At 43.0% G+C, this 20,759-nt stretch carries 20 protein-coding genes; 6 read left to right on the forward strand and 14 right to left on the reverse strand.

All coding sequences use genetic code 11. The features are described 5' to 3' along the window. The first annotated feature begins 49 nt into the window (after positions 1–49). Positions 50–628, forward strand: a complete 579-nt coding sequence (gene nfuA, locus ACED29_RS14045) for a Fe-S biogenesis protein NfuA (protein ID WP_124018258.1) — start codon at positions 50–52, stop codon at positions 626–628. Positions 629–707: 79 nt separating this feature from the next. On the opposite strand, the gene ACED29_RS14050 is transcribed toward nfuA, so the two are convergent. The 3 genes from ACED29_RS14050 to dinF form a co-directional block, all read right to left on the reverse strand. Next, complete coding sequence (locus ACED29_RS14050) at positions 708–1,037, reverse strand: FKBP-type peptidyl-prolyl cis-trans isomerase (protein WP_124018259.1); 330 nt, start codon at positions 1,035–1,037, stop codon at positions 708–710. 49 nt (positions 1,038–1,086) lie between these two features. Then, the gene (locus ACED29_RS14055) at positions 1,087–3,024 is read right to left on the reverse strand and encodes an alpha/beta hydrolase family protein (RefSeq protein ID WP_371697907.1); all 1,938 of its coding nucleotides are present in this window, start codon (positions 3,022–3,024) and stop codon (positions 1,087–1,089) included. A 70-nt stretch (positions 3,025–3,094) separates the two neighbouring features. Beyond that, entirely contained in the window at positions 3,095–4,438 is a 1,344-nt protein-coding gene (gene dinF / locus ACED29_RS14060) for an MATE family efflux transporter DinF (protein ID WP_371697908.1), read from the reverse strand. 14 nt (positions 4,439–4,452) lie between these two features. Between dinF and ACED29_RS14065 the strand changes: the two genes are divergently transcribed. Further along, on the forward strand, positions 4,453–5,511 hold the full coding sequence (locus tag ACED29_RS14065) for a polysaccharide deacetylase family protein (RefSeq protein ID WP_124018262.1): 1,059 nt from the start codon (positions 4,453–4,455) through the stop codon (positions 5,509–5,511). A gap of 41 nt (positions 5,512–5,552) precedes the next feature. Here the strand turns inward: ACED29_RS14065 and ACED29_RS14070 are convergent, their stop codons facing one another. From ACED29_RS14070 to ACED29_RS14090, 5 genes are read right to left on the reverse strand one after another with little or no spacing between them, the layout of a single operon-like run. Continuing rightward, on the reverse strand, positions 5,553–6,179 hold the full coding sequence (locus ACED29_RS14070) for an SCO family protein (RefSeq protein ID WP_124018263.1): 627 nt from the start codon (positions 6,177–6,179) through the stop codon (positions 5,553–5,555). A gap of 15 nt (positions 6,180–6,194) precedes the next feature. Next, positions 6,195–7,106 carry a heme o synthase gene (gene cyoE / locus ACED29_RS14075; protein ID WP_124018264.1) on the reverse strand — a complete coding sequence of 304 codons (912 nt, stop codon included), beginning with the start codon at positions 7,104–7,106 and terminating at the stop codon, positions 6,195–6,197. A 13-nt stretch (positions 7,107–7,119) separates the two neighbouring features. After that, positions 7,120–8,100 carry a heme A synthase gene (locus ACED29_RS14080; RefSeq protein WP_124018265.1) on the reverse strand — a complete coding sequence of 327 codons (981 nt, stop codon included), beginning with the start codon at positions 8,098–8,100 and terminating at the stop codon, positions 7,120–7,122. Further along, positions 8,100–8,651, reverse strand: coding sequence for a hypothetical protein (locus ACED29_RS14085; RefSeq protein ID WP_124018266.1), 552 nt, complete (start codon positions 8,649–8,651; stop codon positions 8,100–8,102). Before ACED29_RS14085 ends, ACED29_RS14080 begins: the two co-directional genes overlap by 1 nt. Positions 8,652–8,708: 57 nt before the next feature. Next, on the reverse strand, positions 8,709–9,452 hold the full coding sequence (locus tag ACED29_RS14090; RefSeq protein ID WP_235781657.1) for an SURF1 family protein: 744 nt from the start codon (positions 9,450–9,452) through the stop codon (positions 8,709–8,711). A gap of 25 nt (positions 9,453–9,477) precedes the next feature. Between ACED29_RS14090 and ACED29_RS14095 the strand changes: the two genes are divergently transcribed. After that, on the forward strand, positions 9,478–9,696 hold the full coding sequence (locus tag ACED29_RS14095; RefSeq protein WP_124018268.1) for a DUF2909 family protein: 219 nt from the start codon (positions 9,478–9,480) through the stop codon (positions 9,694–9,696). Between the two features lie 7 nt (positions 9,697–9,703). Here ACED29_RS14095 and ACED29_RS14100 read toward each other — a convergent pair whose 3' ends face one another. From ACED29_RS14100 to lexA, 6 genes are all read right to left on the reverse strand, one after another. After that, positions 9,704–10,579: a cytochrome c oxidase subunit 3 gene (locus ACED29_RS14100; RefSeq protein ID WP_371697909.1), complete on the reverse strand. Its 876-nt coding sequence runs from the start codon at positions 10,577–10,579 to the stop codon at positions 9,704–9,706. Then, complete coding sequence (locus ACED29_RS14105) at positions 10,576–11,139, reverse strand: cytochrome c oxidase assembly protein (RefSeq protein ID WP_124018270.1); 564 nt, start codon at positions 11,137–11,139, stop codon at positions 10,576–10,578. The genes ACED29_RS14100 and ACED29_RS14105 overlap by 4 nt, the downstream gene beginning before the upstream one ends. Before the next feature lies 1 nt (position 11,140). Then, a complete protein-coding gene (ctaD, locus tag ACED29_RS14110; RefSeq protein WP_371697910.1) occupies positions 11,141–12,736 on the reverse strand; it encodes a cytochrome c oxidase subunit I in 1,596 nt (531 codons plus the stop codon). Positions 12,737–12,745: 9 nt separating this feature from the next. After that, positions 12,746–14,335 (reverse strand): cytochrome c oxidase subunit II, encoded by a 1,590-nt coding sequence (gene coxB, locus ACED29_RS14115; RefSeq protein WP_347690461.1) that lies wholly within the window; start codon positions 14,333–14,335, stop codon positions 12,746–12,748. Between the two features lie 396 nt (positions 14,336–14,731). Further along, on the reverse strand, positions 14,732–15,238 hold the full coding sequence (locus ACED29_RS14120) for a cell division inhibitor SulA (protein WP_371697911.1): 507 nt from the start codon (positions 15,236–15,238) through the stop codon (positions 14,732–14,734). Beyond that, positions 15,235–15,849: a transcriptional repressor LexA gene (gene lexA / locus ACED29_RS14125; RefSeq protein WP_124018274.1), complete on the reverse strand. Its 615-nt coding sequence runs from the start codon at positions 15,847–15,849 to the stop codon at positions 15,235–15,237. The genes ACED29_RS14120 and lexA overlap by 4 nt, the downstream gene beginning before the upstream one ends. 264 nt (positions 15,850–16,113) lie before the next feature. On the opposite strand from lexA, the gene plsB reads away from it, so the two are divergent. The 3 genes from plsB to ACED29_RS14140 all read left to right on the forward strand — a co-directional run bounded on the left by plsB (position 16,114) and on the right by ACED29_RS14140 (position 20,337). Beyond that, a complete protein-coding gene (gene plsB, locus ACED29_RS14130) occupies positions 16,114–18,537 on the forward strand; it encodes a glycerol-3-phosphate 1-O-acyltransferase PlsB (protein ID WP_124018275.1) in 2,424 nt (807 codons plus the stop codon). After that, positions 18,537–19,793 (forward strand): tryptophan permease, encoded by a 1,257-nt coding sequence (gene mtr / locus ACED29_RS14135; RefSeq protein WP_124018276.1) that lies wholly within the window; start codon positions 18,537–18,539, stop codon positions 19,791–19,793. Before plsB ends, mtr begins: the two co-directional genes overlap by 1 nt. 271 nt (positions 19,794–20,064) lie before the next feature. Further along, positions 20,065–20,337, forward strand: a complete 273-nt coding sequence (locus ACED29_RS14140) for a hypothetical protein (RefSeq protein ID WP_182723028.1) — start codon at positions 20,065–20,067, stop codon at positions 20,335–20,337. Positions 20,338–20,759 lie beyond the last annotated feature (422 nt).

The following is a 20,759-nucleotide window of genomic DNA, read 5'->3' on the forward strand; positions in this document are numbered from 1 at the left end:
TCTAATTCTTACTAATTTACTCAGGTACTCCCTGACGGAGCAGGTTTTTATGATCACCATTTCCGATACAGCTCAGGCCCATTTCGTCAAACTATTGGCCGATCAACCTGAAGGCACTCACATTCGTGTGTTTGTTATCAGTCCTGGTACTGCACAAGCAGAGTGTGGTGTGTCTTATTGTCCACCCGATGCTGCTGAAGCTGATGATGTTGAACTGCCTTTTAATGGCTTTAGCGCCATGGTTGATGAAAAAAGCGCGCCATTTTTAGATGATGCTAGCATTGATTTCGTAACTGATCAGCTTGGTTCGCAGTTAACCTTAAAAGCACCTAACGCTAAAATGCGTAAAGTGTCTGGCGATGCACCTCTTGTTGAACGTATTGAATACGTTATTCAGTCAGAAATTAATCCACAACTTGCCAGCCATGGCGGTAACATCATGCTGGTAGAAATTACCGACGCGGGTGTTGCAGTATTGCAGTTTGGTGGTGGGTGTAACGGTTGTTCTCAAGTTGATATCACTTTAAAAGATGGTATCGAGAAGCAGTTACTAGACATGTTCCCTACAGAATTGACTGGGGTACGTGACGTAACAGAACACCAACACGGTGATCATTCTTACGCGTAAGCATAACGAATTGCACATTACAAAAAACGCGACCTCACCGGTCGCGTTTTCGTTTGTTACACTGCTATATTCATGTCAATTAGTCGTCTCGAGTGAGCACTTCAAGTAACTCTATATCAAAGAATAAATCAGAGTTTGCTGGAATACGATCACCCATTTGACGCTCACCATAGGCTAAATGTGCCGGTACTGATAATTGTCTTTTACCGCCAACATTCATACCGATAATACCTTGGTCCCAACCTTTAATTACTCTGCCTGTGCCGATAACACATTGAAATGCATCTGACGCATCAAATTGAGTGCCATCGGCTAAACGTCCACTGTAGCGAGTGGTAATTAATGCCCCTTTTACTGCCGCTTTACCCTTGCCGATCTCAAGGTCGGTAATAATCAATTGTTCGGTCATGCTGTTCTCATTATGACTAATTAGATAATAGTTAAACACTAAATTGGCTTTATTGTACTCCAAGATTAGCTGCTAAAAAGCGTTCTATTTCAATAAATGTAGTAAGACGGTGTTGGTTATTACTTAAGTAATGATCGCCATTTTCTAATTCGATATACTTTACTGGCTTCTGTAAATCCTTAAGCGCATCATACATTTTTTCACTTTGCTCTACGCGCACCACACGATCTTTCGTACCGTGGATTAATAACACTGGTACCTTAATACTGGCCACTTTGCTAATCGGTGATCGCTGATATAAATCGTCGTAATCATCACCAATTTGTTTTTTAACAATTTTACTATTGTCGTATCCACGCGATGATTTAACTAATTCTTCAAGGTCTGTCACGCCCGCAACACTAATAGCACATTGATACAGATCAGGTGTGATAGCCACACCCATTAATGCGGCATAACCGCCGTAACTCGCACCAACAATACACATGCGTTTAGGATCGCTAATACCTTGGCCTATCAGCCAGTGAGCACCATCCTCAATGTCGGTTTGCATCTCTAAGCCCCAGTTTTTAAGACCCGAGCTCATAAAGTTGAAGCCATAACCTGCCGAGCCACGAAAGTTCATTTGCAGTACCGCATATCCGCGGTTAGCTAAAAACTGCGCCCAATAATCAAAGGTGGTTGAGTCATAGCTAATTGGCCCGCCATGAGGAAAGATAATGGTCGGTAAGTTTTTGGCGATAGCGTCTTTTGGGGTGGTTAAAAAGGCTTCAATGGCTAAACCATCGCGAGCCTGGTAATTAACCGTTTTAGGTGTTGATAATAGCTCTGGTGGCAATTGGCTGTATCGATAAGCCACAGGGTAAAGTGCATTTTGATCTCTATTACCAAAGTAATACGCCCCAGATTCAATTGGGCCAGTTGCATAAACGATGTAACGACGTTCATCATCACTGAACTGGGTGATGGCATTGTGTGACTCGGGTAATGCTGCCGTTAGACCATTATTCAACTTGATATAGTCTTGATCCCAGAACAGATATTCACCTTCAATGTCGGTGCTTAAACCAATCACTTTTTGCTTTAGTTCAGAATAAACTAACCAGCCTTCAACATCGTAATTTTCATTGTGAAACACCAGCTCTTTAGTCAATGTTGGGTCTGTTAAGTTGACTTTAAAGATGGCTTTTAGACCTTGATTATAGGCGCTGATATACAAGATATTGGGATCATGGTCGAAACCGATAGGCCAGATGACATCTTCTGCTAGCGCTTCGAACTCCCATAATATACGCAGATCTTCACCCGCTGCTTTTTGCTCGTAAATACGGTAGCTTGTGTCATCGCGATAAATACCAATACGCACGTTGTGCTGCCTATCGGTTAACCAGTCTCCAATATACATACGTGCCGGTTGTAATGTCTTGATAGCGCCGGTTTTTAAACTGACTTTAATGACGCTTTCATATTGTGGTTTAGAACCTAAGCCTTGAATTTGCATTAGGATATGACCGGGATCATTGTCAAGGTAGTCAATAACCGATGCTTGTAATTGCGGTAACCCATACCCGTAAAAGCGCGATAGCGAGTGATTAGAAAAGACACTTGTGGTTTTGTTGTCGCTCAGTGTGTAATTCATTAAGCGGGTTTCGGTTGTGGGTATGCCTCGACGAATAGAAGGATATTTAGATTCGATTAAGATGACATCATCATTTGCCCAGGTTAACGATAAGATGACAAATTTTTGGTTGTCAGTCTGTAATGGGAAAATATCTTTATTGGTTTTAATGTCGCGAATAGAGAGTACTTGACCTTCAAGCTCATTAGTACTGACTCGAATGAGTGATGCTATTTTTTTTCCGTCAGGTGATAAGCTAACAAAGCGGACATCTGGGATGCTGGCGAAGGCTTCTACAGGCAGGGGGTTGGCAAAAGAGCTATGCGAAAATAGACATAAACTAACAACAAGCCATAAAATCCGTTTCATTAAAGATCCGTTTGAAGAGCGATAATATGTTGTTAGGATGTTACATTTTTATAGCGAGGTCTTCAATATATTATACGCTCACCAGTTGATACCTGAGTTTATAATAATAGTGCCAGCCGAGTGTTACACTTCGACATAGCATGAATATCGACATTGCAGCCCAAAGGCTGTGGTTGCCCCAAGCTTGCAACAGGTACCAACTCGGAAAGTAAACTGCAAAGGTCGCGATTATCATACTATTTCGCATGGTTTGTCCTTGTGCAGCGCCAATATATACCCCATCAAATAAATAGCAGCCAAACGCCAATATAGGCATAAAAATGAGCCAGATTAAGTAATTATTGGCAGTATCTTGCACCGCTTCTATATTGGTTAATAGCTGAATTATCCACGGCCCTGCCAACCAAAATAGTAGGCTAAATAATCCTGCCACTATTGCCGACCAGCAAAAAGCTAACACTACGCTGTCATGGAGTAAGGTTGGATTTTTTTGACCAAATGCGCGGCCCACTTCTGCTTCGGCGTAATAGGCTATGCCGTCTAATGCATAAGATATCAGCATCAGTAAATTAAGCAGCACGGCATTAGCGGCAATAATATTGTCACCTAAGCCGGCACCATAAAAAGTCATAAAGCTAAACGCGGCTTGTAAGCATAAACTGCGAATAAAAATATCACGATTTAAGGTGAGTAAACGAGCATAACCGCGCCAAGATAAATGCGCGATAACCTGGCTAAATTTGAGTCCACCCATATCAATAAGTTGGCGTTTAACCATGACTAATGCCACTGAAAAAGCACAGATGTCAGCAATAACCGATGCCAATGCCGCGCCTTGCACATTCCATTTAAATACCATGACAAATACAATATCGAGAATAATATTGACGCTGTTGGCGATAATCAGCTGCCACATAGCCGCTTTGGGCTTTTGGCGCCCAAGCAACCAACCCAGTAGCACTAAATTGGTTAGGGCAAAAGGCAAGGACCAGATTCGAATCGACACATACTGGCGGCAATAGAGCATGACTTGCTCACTGGCATCACTGAGACTGAGCGCTAAATTGAGCAGAGGAGATTGCAGCATGACGCCAACCAAACCTAAGGTTAATGCTAAGCTGCAACCTTGTATCAGTAATTGTTGCTGAGTTGAGGTATCATTAGCCCCGAAGGCTTGTGCGACAAGTCCGGTGGTGGACATACGTAAAAAACCAAGCAACCATATCATCAAGGTGATGATGGTACTTCCTAAGGCTACGCCACCAAGATAATAAGCGTGTCCTAGATGCCCAATCACAGCTGTATCAACTAATCCTAAGAGCGGAATGGTAATATTAGACAGGATCATGGGTGTTGCTAATGCCAATAATTGACGATTTTTTTGGCGATTTAACAGTAGTGTACTAACTGACATAGGTATGAATAATCATGGTTAAGAAAATAGCGTTATGGTTGGCATTGCTCAGTTTGAGTGTATTGCATTTAGATGCCAATGCAGTGGTTATTTTACAGTATCATCATGTGTCTGAAAACACGCCTAAAAGTACCAGTGTGACCCCGAGTCAGTTTGCTGAGCAAATGCAGTATTTAGCTGATAATGATTTTACGGTTATTTCTTTAACCGATGCTGTTGCTAGTATTAAGCATAACACGACCTTAAATCATAAAAGTATTGTGATTACCTTTGATGATGGCTATGACAGCATTATTCAAAATGCGGCACCTATTTTAGCCACACACAAGTTTCCCTATACGGTATTTATTTCTGTTGCTCCGATTGAAGCAGGTTACCAAGGGATGATGAGCTGGCAAGATATTAACACTCTGTCAGAGCAAGGGGTGACAATAGCGAATCACAGTTGGGGGCATGAACATTTAATTCGTCGCCAAGGTAAAGAAACCCAAGACCAATGGCAAGCACGAGTTGAAGACAATATTCTCGCAACGGAAGCCGAGATCTTAAAACGTACCGGCCAAAGCGTAAAAATGTTTGCTTATCCATACGGCGAATACACTAGCAAGTTAGAAGCTATTTTGACTAAACACGGCTTTGTTGGTTTTGGTCAGCAATCGGGGGCCGCTGGAGAGTATGCTTCATTAACGGCGTTACCGCGTTTCCCTGTGGCCAATGCTTACGCTGATTTGGCGAGTTTGAAGGTCAAATTTTCCAGTTTACCTATGCCTGTAACTAAGCAAAATATAAGCGACCCTCTACTTGTATCCGGCCAATGGCGACCTAAGTTGATATTAACCCTCGATACTGAAGATATTTATCCACATCAGGTGATGTGTTTTATTCAAGGGCAAGGCCCTAAAAAGCCCATTTGGTTAAGTAAAAATCGCTTATCGATTCAGGCATCATCAGATTTAGCCCCAGGACGTTCGCGTTATAATTGTACGGCACCGAGCAAAACAAAAACCGGTTATTATTGGTTTTCACAAGCGTGGATCCGCCCACAAGATAATGGGCAGTGGCTCGAAGAATAATGTTATCTCAGTTAGTTACCGTTGCGGTTAATGAGTCTGCGCTATTGCCAGGATTTTACTATTTGCTCAAAGTCAGCAATCAGTTCTGCATTAAGAATTTGCGCTAATTGGCCGGGTTGAGGTTTTGGTTTAAATACCGCAATCTTTTCTACTCGGGGGGAAACTAATACATAAGATGCGCTATGGTCTACCTGATAGTCGCTACCGTCTCCAACCATAGCGTATACAAAGCCTAAGTCACGACTAAAGGGAAACAAATCAGCGTGTTGTGCAGTGACCGCTATAAAGTCCTGATTAAAAAAATTGATGTAATCCAAACGTTTCGCTTGAGTGTCGCGTTTAGGATCTGCCGACACAAACACCACTTGTATATTCTTGGCTATTTTTTGTAGCTGTGGATAAGCCGCGGCGAGTTTATTCAAGGTAGTAGGGCATACATCAGGGCAAGCAGTGTAACCAATAAAAAATAAGCTCCATTTACCTTGCAATGATTGGTTATTGAAGGTGTTGCCGTACTGGTCTGCTAATGTAAATGGTGCCAATGCCCGCTGCTGTTCAAATACATAACTGGTTGCCAGTACCATAGGTTCTGTTTGCATCTTTTGGTAAGCAACACCTCCGCCTATGGCTAATAATATCAGCCCTAATGCTATGATTATTTTCAATATATTTCCTTTTCTAGGTTAAGTGTTTACCCAAAAATAATGGTCTACTAATAGAACAATAAATAACACCATTAAATGATAAATTGAGAATTTAAACACCTGCATCGACAGTTCTGGATAATCATGAAACTTTAACTGCCACGCTTTATAGATAAAGCCACAACTGAGTAGGGTAGAGCCGACCAAATATATTGGACCACACATACCGACTAAAACAGGCAGTAAACAGGCAATGGCGAGTAAAATAGTGTAAAGCAAAATACAGGTTTTGGTAAATTCTACCCCGTGCGTTACGGGGAGCATTGGAATATCAACTTTGGCATATTCTTTACGGCGGTGAATCGCTAACGCCCAAAAATGCGGTGGGGTCCAAGTGAAGATAATAATCACAAGTAACAGGGCGTAACCATGCATTTCATTGGTTATCGCGGTCCAGCCAAGTAATGGTGGCATAGCGCCTGCTAATCCGCCGATAACGATATTTTGTGAAGTTGCTCGTTTAAGGTAAGCGGTATACACCAAGGCGTAGCCGATTAAACTGGCAAACGTCAGCCAAGCGGTTAGGGGATTGACTAAGGCATACAGTACCACAAAGCCTAGGGCTCCGAGAGACACAGCAAATGCAGCCGCTTTGGTTGTCGATATTTTACCTTTGGGTAAAGGTCGGTTGTAAGTGCGGGCCATCAAGCCATCAATTTTGCGATCGATTAAATGATTAAATGCTGCCGCTGCCCCCGCCATCATTGCAATGCCTGCCATACCAGCAACTAAAGGTTGCAGCGGCACTATGCCCGGTACCGATAAACACATGCCAACCAATACGGTAAGTAGCATAAGTGCAACTACTTTTGGTTTGGTCATTTCAAAATAAGCGCGCCATTGTAGGGTTAATTTAGGTTGAACCTGACTAATAGTAAGAGGTTTTGTCATGGTCGATCCTCGCTTATGCTTTACGCCACAGGGCGTAATTAATAAAGACTAAGGTAAGCAGCAATAAGGCTGCACCTGCATTGTGTGATACCGCGATGCCCAAAGGTAAATTCATCACCACATTGCTAATACCCAGTCCGACTTGGGTGATTACCAATAACAGTAATAAGTAACCACTGTTTCGCATTACATGTGATTGTGCATAACGTAATTTTAGCGCTAGTAGGATCAATGTTATGGCAGTAACAACGGCCCAAACTCTATGACTGACATGAATGGTCATTCGAGTTGCATAGTCTAATACCCCAAATTCAAAACTAGGATGATCGCCTTGGAACGGTGAAAAAGCATCGGCAATACGTAAGTTATCGACCCAGTTACCTTCGCAAATGGGTAACGAAGTACAGGCTAGAGCCGCGTAATTCGATGAGGTCCAGCCGCCGAGTACAATTTGAATGACTAATACTCCTAGACTGACTAAAGCTAACGGAACCAGTTTGCGGGCATAAGTATCACCTCCTGGGATCCGTAATGGCTTAAGCCTAAGGTACAGCAGTAGTAACAAGGCAAATAGACTAAAACCGCCAATAAGATGTGCCATCACCACAATAGGCATTAGTTTCATTGTGACAGTCCACATGCCAAGCGCTGCTTGAAATACAATTAAGACGGCTATAAAACTGGGGAGTTTTTTCGGTGCATGAGGTTGTTTAAGGCACAATACAAGGATAGCTAATACCATTAATCCTAATGCACCGGCGATATAGCGATGGATCATTTCAAGCCATGCTTTTTCTGGCTCTATGGTCATTTGTGGAAAATGCGTTTCGATTTTTGCTAAGTCATGGCTTGCACTGGGTACCGCTAAATGGCCATAACATCCAGGCCAATCAGGGCAACCCAGTCCGGCATCAGATAAGCGTGTGTAAGCCCCCATTAAAATGACCGCTAAGGTAAATACCAAGGTAAATTTTATCAGCCGATTAATGGTCATTAGCCCACCCTCGATAATTTAAGCATTTTGCGTAAATCAGCAATCATGGCTTTACCTTGGGCAATATTGGCGTCGTGGCCAATCACATTGTCATATTGCATCACTAGGCTGCCAAGAGGATCGACAATGATCAGCTGTTGTTCAGTCAACAATGTTGCAAGTGCATCATTGGCATTGACTTGATCAAAGCCGATATTCAATTGTTTGAGTATCTTGGTGTCGCTATGATTATTCACCACTATGATAGGGATAACGCGATCTCTATCTTTGCCTAGTGCGATATAGCTCTGGTGTAAAATATACAGACGTTCTTGACACTGCTCGTTACACTGCTCGGGGAGAAAAAAAAGTACCTGCCAAATATGTGGTTTAGGGTTTTCCATGGCTAAGTTGGCATAACTCACTTCGGGAGTGATCAGTGCCCCCTTGTTCGTCGCCGCACCATTATAGAGTTCTAGGCTTAGCACTAACTTGGCTATTGCAACCGGTAAAATAAACACCAGCAGTAATACGATTAGCGCTTTATTGCTCTTTTTCGGTAGGGAGTTCATTCCATCTCCTCTTTATCATATTGATATTATTGTTAAGTTATTTATTCACGACGAGAGTTAACGTCGATATTGTCGATATGCTATCCAGCTCATTAATCCTAAAAATACTCCTGCCATAGTGAACCATTGCAAGGCATAACCTTGATGCTTCTGCGCCGATAATGGGATCGGCACCCAAGGTTGCGGTAAGTTGTAGCGCGGGACATTTTCAGGTTGTAGCACTACAGGTATTAGCGAATGTTCTAACATGTCAGCTAATGCTGCAGTGTTGATGTTTTGAAAACGTATTGGCGCATCGGCGCGTTGTTCAGCATCTAACTGATCACTAAATGGATTGGTTTGTTTTTGATATACCCGTCCATAGAGGGTGTAGTAGCGTATTTCTAGTGGTTCAAGTTGAGGCAATATTCGACGGTCTTTGTTGGCTGCAACAAAACCTAGTTCAACGAGTATCCAAGGCTGCTCTGGGGTTATTTCAAACACTTGGTAAGCTAAATATCCCACTTGCCCCTGATACACCTGATTGTCTAACAGCATTATTGTGTTATTAACGGGTTTTGCCAAAATCGATAAGCGGTAACCTGTGAGCAATGCCGCCTCTGACTCAGACCCAGTGGGTAACTTTGATAAATTAACCAGTGCTAACATTGCCTCATAATTGAGTGCATGCTGCTGTTGGCGCACAAGTAATGTGCTTTGCCACTCTTGTTTAAACGCTGCCCGTGATAATTGCCATAATCCTAACTTGACCAATAAGCCAAACACGACCAAAGTAATCATTACAAATAATACCCGAGACACACCCACACTCCTAAAAGGATTGCCTGTGACAACACCTTTCATTGTTAAGTTAGTTTTAGTCTCGTTGCTTGTATTCATATTATTTAACTTAGCTAGAGCCTTATTTATTATGGTCAAAGGGCAGCATCAACAATCAATGAGCCATTATCTTGGTCGTAGAGTGTTATTTTCTGTTGTCGTGATTGTGGTGCTGCTGGTGGCCTTAGGGCTAGGCTACATTCAACCTAACCCCAGACCTTATTAGTGCTGATTTACAGCACATAAACAAAAATGAATAAGCATAGCCAAACCACATCAACGAAGTGCCAATACCAACTACCCGCTTGAAATGCGAAATGTTTATCGGGGTTAAAGTGACCCTTGATAATTCTGAGTAATAAAATAATCAAGAACAGGGTACCAATCGTCACGTGCATGCCGTGAAAACCGGTTAATAAAAAGAAGGTGTTACCGTACACTCCTGAAGATAGGGTTAGGCCCATTTCTTGATAGGCATGGCTGTATTCTTCGACCTGTAAACTGAGAAACGCAATCCCCAAAATCACCGTTAACGCTAACCAGATGATCAACGGTTTACGATTGGCTTTTTCGAGATTGATGTGGGAAAAATGCAAGGTAACCGATGAGGTTAACAGGATGATGGTGTTGATTAATGGCAAACCCGTCCATGGCATCGCCTCGGTTGCACTCCCATCAGGTGTTTTCACCAAAGGCCAAATTGCTTCAAAGGCAGGCCACAGTACCTCATGAGTCATGGCATTGTTCGATGCGCCACCAAGCCAAGGTACTGAAATCATACGTGCATAAAATAATGCGCCAAAAAAAGCCCCAAAAAACATAATTTCTGAAAAAATAAACCAGCTCATTCCTTGCCTAAATGAACGATCCATTTGTGGTGAGTAAAGTCCTGCCATTGATTCATCAATAACGGTTTTAAACCAACCAAAAATCATAAAGATAATCACGGCAAAACCAGTGATTAATATGTAACTTCCTGAGGTTTTTTCAGTGGCTAATTGTTGTACATAAGTGCCTGCGCCAAATGCAATTAAAAATAAGCCTATAGCACCGATTATCGGCCAAGCACTTTGGTTTGGCACATAATAAGTTTGATACTTTGTGGTCATTTTGCTGCTCCTTGCTCTACGACGATCGTCTGTTTATCGGTGATGTCATAGAGGGTATAAGAGAGAGTCAATGTATTAATAGACGCGGGTAAATCCGGGTCCACGTAGAAAATCAATGGTAATTCTGCTGTTGCTGATGCGGCCAATGGTTGTTGGTTAAAGCAAAAACATTCCGTTTTATTGAAGTACGCCGCTCCTTGTCCAGGTGATACTGAAGGGATTGCTTGGCCTACTGTGTCGTGTGCAGACAGGTTTTTAACCAAAAATTGTGCGTGAGTGAGCTCACCAGGATGGACGCTTATTTGGTTAACTTTAGGGCTAAATTCCCATGGCATATCTGACTGAACTTGGGTCACAAATTCAATGGTAACGGTACGGCTTTTATCAACCACTACCGCTTCATAGCTACTGGCGCTATTTTGGGTTTTGCCATTAATACCCAATGTATCGCAGAGCACGTCATAAAGCGGTACCAATGCAAAACCAAACCCAAACATACCAATTGATCCAGCAATCAGCATGATTAATAACTTACGATTTGATTTTGTTGGCTGTGTCATCTCATTTTATCTCCGGCGGAGTGGTAAACGAGTGATATGGCGCTGGACTGGCAATGGTCCATTCCAAACCTTCTGCAGCTTCCCAAGGGTTATCGCCAGCCGGTTTGCCACCTTTGATACATTTGAGCACCACAGCGAGAAAAATAAACTGCGATAAACCAAATGCGAATCCACCAATCGAAACAATTTGATTCACATCGGCAAACTGTACTGCGTAATCTGGGATTCGACGAGGCATACCCGCCAAGCCTAAAAAGTGCATTGGGAAAAACAGCACGTTGACAGAGATCACTGAGCACCAAAAATGCCACTTGCCTAAGGTTTCGTTGTACATATTACCGGTCCATTTTGGCAGCCAATAATATGCCGCCGCCATAATGGAAAATATCGCCCCAGTCACCAGTACATAATGAAAATGCGCCACCACAAAGTAAGTGTCGTGATACTGAAAGTCAGCAGGGGTGATTGCCAGCATCAAACCGGAAAAGCCACCAATGGTAAACAGAATGATAAACGCCACCGCAAATAGCATTGGTGTTTCAAATGTCATCGAACCGCGCCACATGGTAGCAACCCAATTAAACACTTTAACCCCGGTGGGAACCGCAATTAGCATGGTGCAATACATGAAAAACAACTCGGCGAATACTGGCATGCCTGTGGTAAACATATGATGTGCCCATACTAAGAACGACAGCACAGCAATACTGGCAGTAGCGTAAACCATAGAGGAATAGCCAAACAATTTCTTGCGGCTAAAGGTCGGTATAATGGCGGAGATAATGCCGAATGAGGGTAAAATCATGATGTAAACTTCTGGGTGACCGAAGAACCAGAAAATATGCTGGAACATCACTGGGTCACCGCCACCTGCAGCATCGAAAAAGCTGGTACCGAAAAACTTGTCGGTTAACACCATAGTCACTGCGCCTGCGAGCACTGGCATCACCGCAATTAATAAAAAGGCAGTAATTAACCAAGTCCACACAAACAAAGGCAGTTTCATCCATGTCATGCCAGGAGCACGCAAGTTAACAATAGTCACGATAACGTTAATCGCACCCATTATCGAGCTGATACCCATGATATGGATGGCGAATACAAATAGAGCGGTGCTATCAGGGCTATAAGTGGTTGATAGCGGTGCGTAGAATGTCCAACCAAAGTTAGGACCACCGCCTTCCATGAATAGCGAACTGAGTAATATGGTAAACGCGAACGGTAAAATCCAAAAGCTCCAATTATTCATCCGCGGTAAAGCCATGTCTGGTGCACCGATCATCATCGGAATTAACCAGTTAGCTAATCCGGTAAAAGCTGGCATCACTGCGCCAAATACCATGATAAGACCATGAACCGTGGTCATTTGATTAAAAAAGTTAGGTTCTACTAGCTGTAATCCAGGCTGAAATAACTCTGCCCGAATGACCATTGCCATGGCGCCACCAGTGAGAAACATAATAAAACTAAACCATAAGTACAGCGAACCGATATCTTTATGATTAGTTGTGAGTAGCCAGCGCATGAGCCCTTTCGGCGCTCCGTGATGATGTTCATCATGAGCGGTAGCTAGTGTATCGTGCGTTGTTGTGCTCATTGTCTTCCCCTACTGTCCATGGCTAGCGACATCGGCAGGTTGCACCGCCTCGCCAGAATTATTGCCCCACGCATTGCGCTCATAAGTAATCACCGCGGCCATCTTTTGTGGGCTAAGTTGACTACTAAATGCCTGCATCGCGGTGCCTGGTTTACCGTGCATAACGATATCGATATGTCCGCTAACCGGTCCGCTAACCACAGGGCTGCCAATAAGTGAAGGGAAAGCGCCTGGCAAACCAGCACCAGTGGCTTGATGACATGCGGCGCAAGTGGTGGCATAAACCTGCTCACCTTCTGTGATTAACTGCTCCAAGGTTAAGGTGGGCAGATCTTCAATGGCAACAACCTCTGGTGTTACAGCCTTTGCGACGGTTTCAAGAGCCTGAGTCGCTTTTTCTGTCGCAGTATTGGTGCTCTCAGTTGCTGTTGCGGCCATTGTGCTTTCAGTCTTATTTGCTTCAGTACTTGCTTCATTGCCGCCAGAGAAATTACTCACATCAGCAGCTTGAACAACATCACCGGTATTATTGCCCCAAGCATTACGCTCAAAGGTAATCACTGCGGCAATCTCTTGGGCGGTAAGTTGCTTGGCAAAGGCTTGCATTGCGGTTCCTGGTTTACCGTTTAAGACGATGTTGAGGTGACCTGCAACAGGGCCTTTTATGATAGGACTGCCAATTAGTGATGGGAATACACCTGGAAGGCCCGCACCATTAGGTTGGTGACAAGCGGCGCAACGAGCAAGATAGATCTGTTCGCCTTGGGTGGTTAACTCTTCAAGAGATAAGGTTTGTGACAGTGATGCAGCCGCCGCAGCAGCGGCATTACTGGCCAGTTGCTTTTGCTCTACTAACCAATTATCAAAATCTGTCTCTGATAATGCTTGCACCACAATTGGCATAAATCCATGGTCTTTACCGCACAATTCGGCACATTGGCCACGATAAATTCCGGGCTTATCAATGCGGGTCCATGCTTCATTAATAAAGCCTGGATTGGCATCTTTTTTAACCGCAAAAGCCGGAACCCACCATGAGTGGATCACATCATCTGATGTCATTAAAAAACGCACTTTTTGGTTAATGGGCAGTACGAGTGGTTTATCGACTTCAAGAAGATAATGCTCTCCTTTAGCCTCTATGCCATCGATTTGATCTCTGGGGGTCGATAATGTGCTGTAAAATTCGATGTCTTTATCAAAATAGCTGTAATGCCATTTCCACTGCGACCCAGTAATTTTGATGGTGAGATCCGCATTGCTGGGATCTTCCATGGCAATTAAGGTTTTAGTGGCTGGAATGGCCATGGCGATTAAGATGATGAAAGGAATGACGGTCCAAGCTATTTCCACTTTAGTACTTTCGTGAAAATTTGCCGCAACAGCGCCTTTTGATTTGCGATGGTAAATCATTGAATAAATCATGATCCCAAACACCACTAACCCAATGGCACAACAGATATAAAGTATCGTCATGTGGAGGCCATAAACCTTACCACTGATATCTGTCACGCCTTGAGTCATGTTGAGGGACATTTCTGATGCCCCAAGCGGAAGTGCTATAAACACCACCAGTAAACAATACCACCATTGCTTCACAAGACTGCTCCTCTGTTCATTGCAAATAGCAATTACAAAGAAAAGTCACACAGTAATTCTCTGCTCTATGCAAACTTTTCGGTTCCCGAAAAAAGTTTGATGACCTCAAAGTACCTTGGTGGCAGTAAACGGGTTGTTTACGGTTTTATTATTAGCGGTGCACCACGCTTGTACCTACTACTGAACTTATCAAGATTGAGTTGGCTCATTTGTCTGAAAGTAATCTTAATCACTGTCATTCACGTCCAATTAAAGATGAATAATATTTCATCCTTGGGAACAACATTAGCTGTAGATTAAACATTGATCAAGATCACTTTGTTGGCTAATTAACTGAAAAAAGATGAAAAAAAAGCCCTGAATTCAATACAGGGCTTGGTAAGTAAGGGTTAATGCTCAGTGAAATGAGCAAAAATTACTTGTTCCATTTATTAATGTAGGGCTAACAATTTGATGTTTGTGAGGTAAGTGAGCATTCACATCCTCAATTACCACACCTAAAGCCCGTGCACTTTTAGCTACAATTTCTAATCGACGACTATCACGGGCGTCAAGTGAGCTTGTCCAAGTGACGACAGCACTTGATGTTCCACTGGTAAGCGCTTTTTCCATCGCCCATAAGGTTTCGACTTCGTCTTTAGTGTGCACCAGTAAAATACGGTCCATTCTCACGCCAGCATTTGCCAGCATATGTTTATAGCCAATGTGTGGTGGGCTAATTAACACAATCCATCGACCTTGTTGGCTCAATGTGGCGAGTTGACTACACAACTGGCTCAACTCAGCTTCACCTTGGGTGACTGTTTGTAATGTGCGAATGGTTTGGTTGCCATGCAATTCTGTTTCAGCTAAATCTACCCATAAGCCTGGGTGACGTGGCGCGATGCCCATTAGTTTGTTCATAACCAATCTCCATTACGGATAACGCCAACGGCAAGCCCTTCAATGGTTAGGCTTTGGCAACTTAAATCAACTTTAATCGGGGTGTAATCGTCATTTTCTGCATGCAGATAAATCACATTACCTTTTTGTTCAAATCGTTTTACGGTGACGTCATCATCAACACGCGCCACCACAACTTGGCCATTACGTGCTTGTTGCATTTTATGAACCGCGAGTAAATCGCCTTCTAAAATACCGATGTTCTTCATGCTGTCACCACGAACGCGCAACAGAAAGTCTGCGGCAGGTTTAAACATGCTCGGGTCGACTTGATAATACTGTTCAACGTGTTCTTGAGCCAAAATGGGCTCACCAGCTGCAACTTGTCCAATCAGAGGCAAACCGGTTTCAATCTGTTCTTCATGAGGTAAGCGAATACCTCGAGAGGTTCCAGGCATGATCTCGATAAAGCCTTTTTTGGCTAATGCTTTTAAATGCTCTTCGGCAGCATTAGCACTTTTAAAGCCAAGACGTTTCGCAATTTCAGCACGAGTGGGTGGCATACCTGTTTCGGCGATATTGTTTTTAATTAAGTCTAATATTTCTGCTTGGCGCGGCGTTAACGGTCTCATGATGATTCCTGTCTTTTTATACAGTGACTGTCATTATATACAGTGTTTGTGTTCGTGCAAGTATTAACCAACTATTTTTTGTGTTTTATTGGTTTTATGTAACTTAAATTAATGTTTTTATTGGTTATTATATATGTTTTATCTTGCACTATGTCTTAAAGTGAGAGCTTACACGTAAAGATAAGTCGGCCAGATAGTGTAAGCAGGGTGGTTTCTGGTATCCTATACGACAATATTACAATGGCTTATGTTGCGAAAATAACCATGTCAAAACCAGATTCAATATTTTTACAAGCATTAAAATGGGTTCAAAAATGGATGGTACAGACCATTGTGGTGCCCCATGATCCGTTTGATGACCTCAATATAGATCCGACCAAGCCCTTGGTTTATTTAATGAAAACGGAATCTATTAGTGATATTGCCGCCTTGAGCGAAATCACTGAAGGATTTGGTATGCCAAGTCCTTATGAGCCGTTACAGCTTGATGGTTTAAGAGTGCCTCGAGTGGTGTGTTTAGAGGGGCGTAAACCTCTATTTGGTAAACGTGAAAGTGGTGAGAAGTTCCTTAATTATTTTACCCGTTTATTATCGCTTCATAGTGAGAATGCTGACCTCGATATTCAATTAGTGCCAGTTTGTCTTTATTGGGGACGAACTCCTGGTAAGGAAGAAGACAGCATGACAGCGGCTGTTTTTGAAAGAGAAAACCCAACTTGGTTACGTAAGTGGCTGATGATTTTATTTTTAGGGCGACATAATTTTGTGCAGTTTTCTAATGCGTTATCGCTGCGCCATATGGCTGATGAGCACGGTACAGATAAAAGAATTGCGCATAAATTAACCCGTGTCGCGCGAGTACATTTCCGTCGCCAACGTAAAGTTATGACAGGGCCACAATTACCTAATCGTCAAATGCTATTTGCCTCTTTATTAAAGTCAGATTCAATTAAAAAGGCAATTGAAGAAGAAGCGGTCAACAAAAAAGTATCCCCTGAAAAAGCCCGTGAAACTGCGATTGAATACCTCGATGAAATTGCCGCGGACTATTCAGATAGTTTAGTGCGCATTGCCGAGCGTTTTCTCACTTGGTTATGGAATAAATTATATAGCGGTATCAATATCAAAGGTGCTGAACAGGTAAGACAGCTTCACCATGATGGCCATGAAATTGTCTACGTACCTTGTCATCGCAGCCATATGGATTACTTGTTGCTGTCATACATTTTGTATTATCAGGGTATGGTTCCGCCGCATATTGCGGCCGGTATTAACCTGAACTTTTGGCCAGCAGGGCCAATGTTCCGCCGTGGTGGAGCATTCTTCATCCGCCGCAGCTTTAATGGTAATAAACTGTATACCGCAGTATTTCGTGAGTATTTAGATCAGTTATTTGCTAAAGGTTATTCGGTTGAGTATTTCACCGAAGGTGGGCGTTCGCGTACAGGGCGTTTACTTGCGCCTAAAACCGGCATGTTGGCAATGACCATAAACAGTGTACTACGCGGCATAGAGCGCCCAGTGACGTTAGTACCAGTATATTTAGGTTATGATCATGTGATGGAAGTGGCCACTTACCACAAAGAATTAAGCGGCAAGAAAAAGAAAAAAGAATCTGTTTGGCAGTTATTTGGTGCGCTGCGTAAACTCGGCAACTTTGGCCAAGGTTATGTTAATTTTGGTGAGCCGATTAACTTACAGCACTTCTTAAATCAACAAGCGCCAGAATGGCGTAGCGAACTGGCGAAAGAGCCTGATCAAAAACCATCGTGGTTTACTCCATCGGTTAATTTACTCGCTAACCGCGTGATGACCAATATTAACGGTGCTGCCGCCGCGAGCTCGGTAACATTAACCAGTTTAGTGTTATTAGCCTCAGAGCAAAATGCATTAGAAAGAAGTCAGTTAGAACGCCAACTTGATCTGTATTTAGCCTTATTGAAAACCGTACCTTATACCGATTACGCATCGGTCGCCGAGGGTGATGGTAAGTCGATTGTTGATCATTGTTTGTCGTTAAATAAGTTTGTTAGTACCAAAGATTCTATTGGTGAGATTATTTCTGTTGATGAAAAAATTGCCATCACCATGAGTTATTACCGTAATAATATTATTCATTTAATGGCGATACCGTCATTAATTGCCAGTTGTTTATTGCGCTATGATGACTGCGATCGCGCGCGCATTCATGCCATCGTGATGGATTTTTATCCATTGTTGAAAGCAGAGTTATTTATGGGCATTGATGATGTGCCTAAATATGTTGATGGCGTTTTAGACTTTATGCTTGAGCAAGGTTTGTTGAGCGACAATGATAACTTTGTCATCACGCCTCGTCATATTACCCAAGTGTTACTTCTGGCTGAAACGATCAGTGAGACCTTGCAGCGTTATGCCATTATCTTCAATTTACTGGCGATAAAGCCTGAGCTTGAACGTTCTGCTCTTGAAACCGACAGTCACTTGTTGGCCCAACGACTAGGCGCACTTCACGGGATTACCGCTCCAGAGTTTTATGACAAAAAACTGTATAACACCTTGAGTGTTAAGTTAAAAGAACTCGGTTACTTATGCAGTGTTGAACATCGTGACGAAGTGATCAGAATTCGAGATCATGCTAACAAGTTGCTGAGTTCGTCAGTGAAACAAACCATAGTAGACAGTGTGGATGCGGAGCACGGACAATAATGGCAAACCATATGAATGCGGCCAAGCATCGCACTAGTGGTAAGTCAGTATTGGGTGGGGCGATGATCATTGCTGGCACTACAGTGGGTGCGGGAATGTTTTCCTTGCCAGTTGTTGGTGCAGGGATGTGGTTTGGCTACTCAATAGCGATGTTGCTCGGCGTCTGGTTTTGCATGCTAATGTCGGGTTTGCTGTTATTAGAAGCTAACTTGCATTTTGAACCCGGTGACAGTTTCGATACCTTAACTCGAGTAACCCTAGGGCAGTTTTGGCGAGTCATTAACGGCGTCTCTATAGCCTTTGTGTTGTACATTTTAACTTATGCCTATATCAGTGGTGGCGGATCGATTGTTAATCACAGTTTATCGGCATTGGGTGTCAGTCTACCTCAGAGTGTGGCAGGGTTAGTGTTTGCCGTGGTGCTGGCGCTAGTGGTATTTGTCAGTACTAAAGCGGTTGATCGCATTACCACCATCATGCTTGGTGGCATGGTCATTACCTTCTTCTTGGCCATTGGTAATTTATTGATCGATATCGATACCGTGAAACTGGTATCACCCGATGGTGAGTCGCGTTACTTACCTTATCTGCTCGCTGCGATTCCTTTTGGCTTAGCCAGTTTTGGTTATCACGGTAACGTACCCAGTTTAGTTAAATATTACGGTAAAGATGCTAAAACCATTGTTAAGGCCATCATTAGCGGAACCACAATCGCATTAGTGATTTATGTGTGTTGGTTAGTGGCAACTATGGGTAATATTCAGCGCAGCCAGTTTGCCGATGTTATTGCCCAAGGCGGTAATATTGGGGTGTTAGTTGCAGCGTTGTCGGGTGTTATTGCCAGCCAATGGCTTGATAGCATGTTGACCCTGTTTGCCAATCTTGCCGTGGCATCATCATTTTTAGGTGTCACATTAGGTCTGTTTGACTACCTTGCTGATCTATTTGGTTTTGATGATTCGCGCACCGGACGGATTAAAACTGCAGCGGTTACGTTTATCCCGCCAACAATATTGGGCTTGCTGTTTCCGAATGGGTTTATCCTCGCTATTGGTTTTGCTGCACTTGCAGCCACCATATGGGCTGTGATTGTTCCAGCTTTGCTGGCTTATAAAGTGAGGCAGCAGTATCCCGATTATGTTGGCTTTAAGGTGCCAGGCGGAACGCCACTGATTGTGCTTGTGGTGTTGTTTGGGATAGTGACCGCAACATGTCACTTATTGGCAATGGCAGATATCTTACCGGTATTTAAATAACCGCAACTTGTTATAATCGAATTATAATTATTCAGAAAGCCTTCGTTTGAAGGCTTTTTTGTTTGTGACTATTCTGGCTGATATTTAACAACCAATGGTATGTTGGTCAATAAGCTATTTGCTGGCATGATAGCAATAACCATATCCGTCAATTGGATGGTTTATGTTGCCGTTGATGACGTAGATACTTCAATTGCAAAGCGCTATTTTGGGCATCATCGTGGTATCTGTAATAGATACTCATTAAGTGTATTTAGGCAAGGATGAGCAAATGACACAGAATAACACCCAAGCTGAGTTGGCTAGAATTCATCGCAGTATGATGATAGTCGCCTTAATTGATTTCCCTGGAGCATTGTTGTTTGGTCTAGGAATTTACGGTTTAGTTGCCGGATTTGACCAAGATTTTTTACCTATACTCGCTAACCAAGCTGTCATTGTTAATGTCATGTTGCTTTTAGGTGCTGTGATTATGGCGTGGGGCATGTTTCGCATGGTAATGCTTGCTCGTGAAAAGCAACTCATATTACAACAACGTAAGTGAGATATTGATTAACTTAACTTATTTGGTTCGGTTAAGTTTGATTGATCACATGATTTAATCGCTACTCACTACCTGCTGCAAGTGTGCTACAGGATAGCGAATGTCGCGATTACAAAGATGTGATAGAGCGGCTTAGTGCAGACTTACTTTTGTCCGTTTCTAAGTCAAGAAAACGAACTCGTTGTGCCTAAATTTTGTAGGCCTTCTAATGAAGGTTTGGCATTTTTATGTTTGGTTTAGTGGTGTTTAGCTGAGTGGGTGTTGGTTAAATGGGTTTGAAGCTTGTACCTTCAATGCAGTTAATCACCTGCAGTGGGATTATGTGCAGATACTGCTTCGGGACGCTTTGCGCCATCCATGGCCGCTTACGAAAACGTCCCTGTTTTCGATACCCTCAGGCGCATCTACACTGGGTCATTCTA

This window comes from Shewanella sp. 5S214, from assembly GCF_041439795.1.
Classification (GTDB): domain Bacteria; phylum Pseudomonadota; class Gammaproteobacteria; order Enterobacterales; family Shewanellaceae; genus Shewanella; species Shewanella vesiculosa.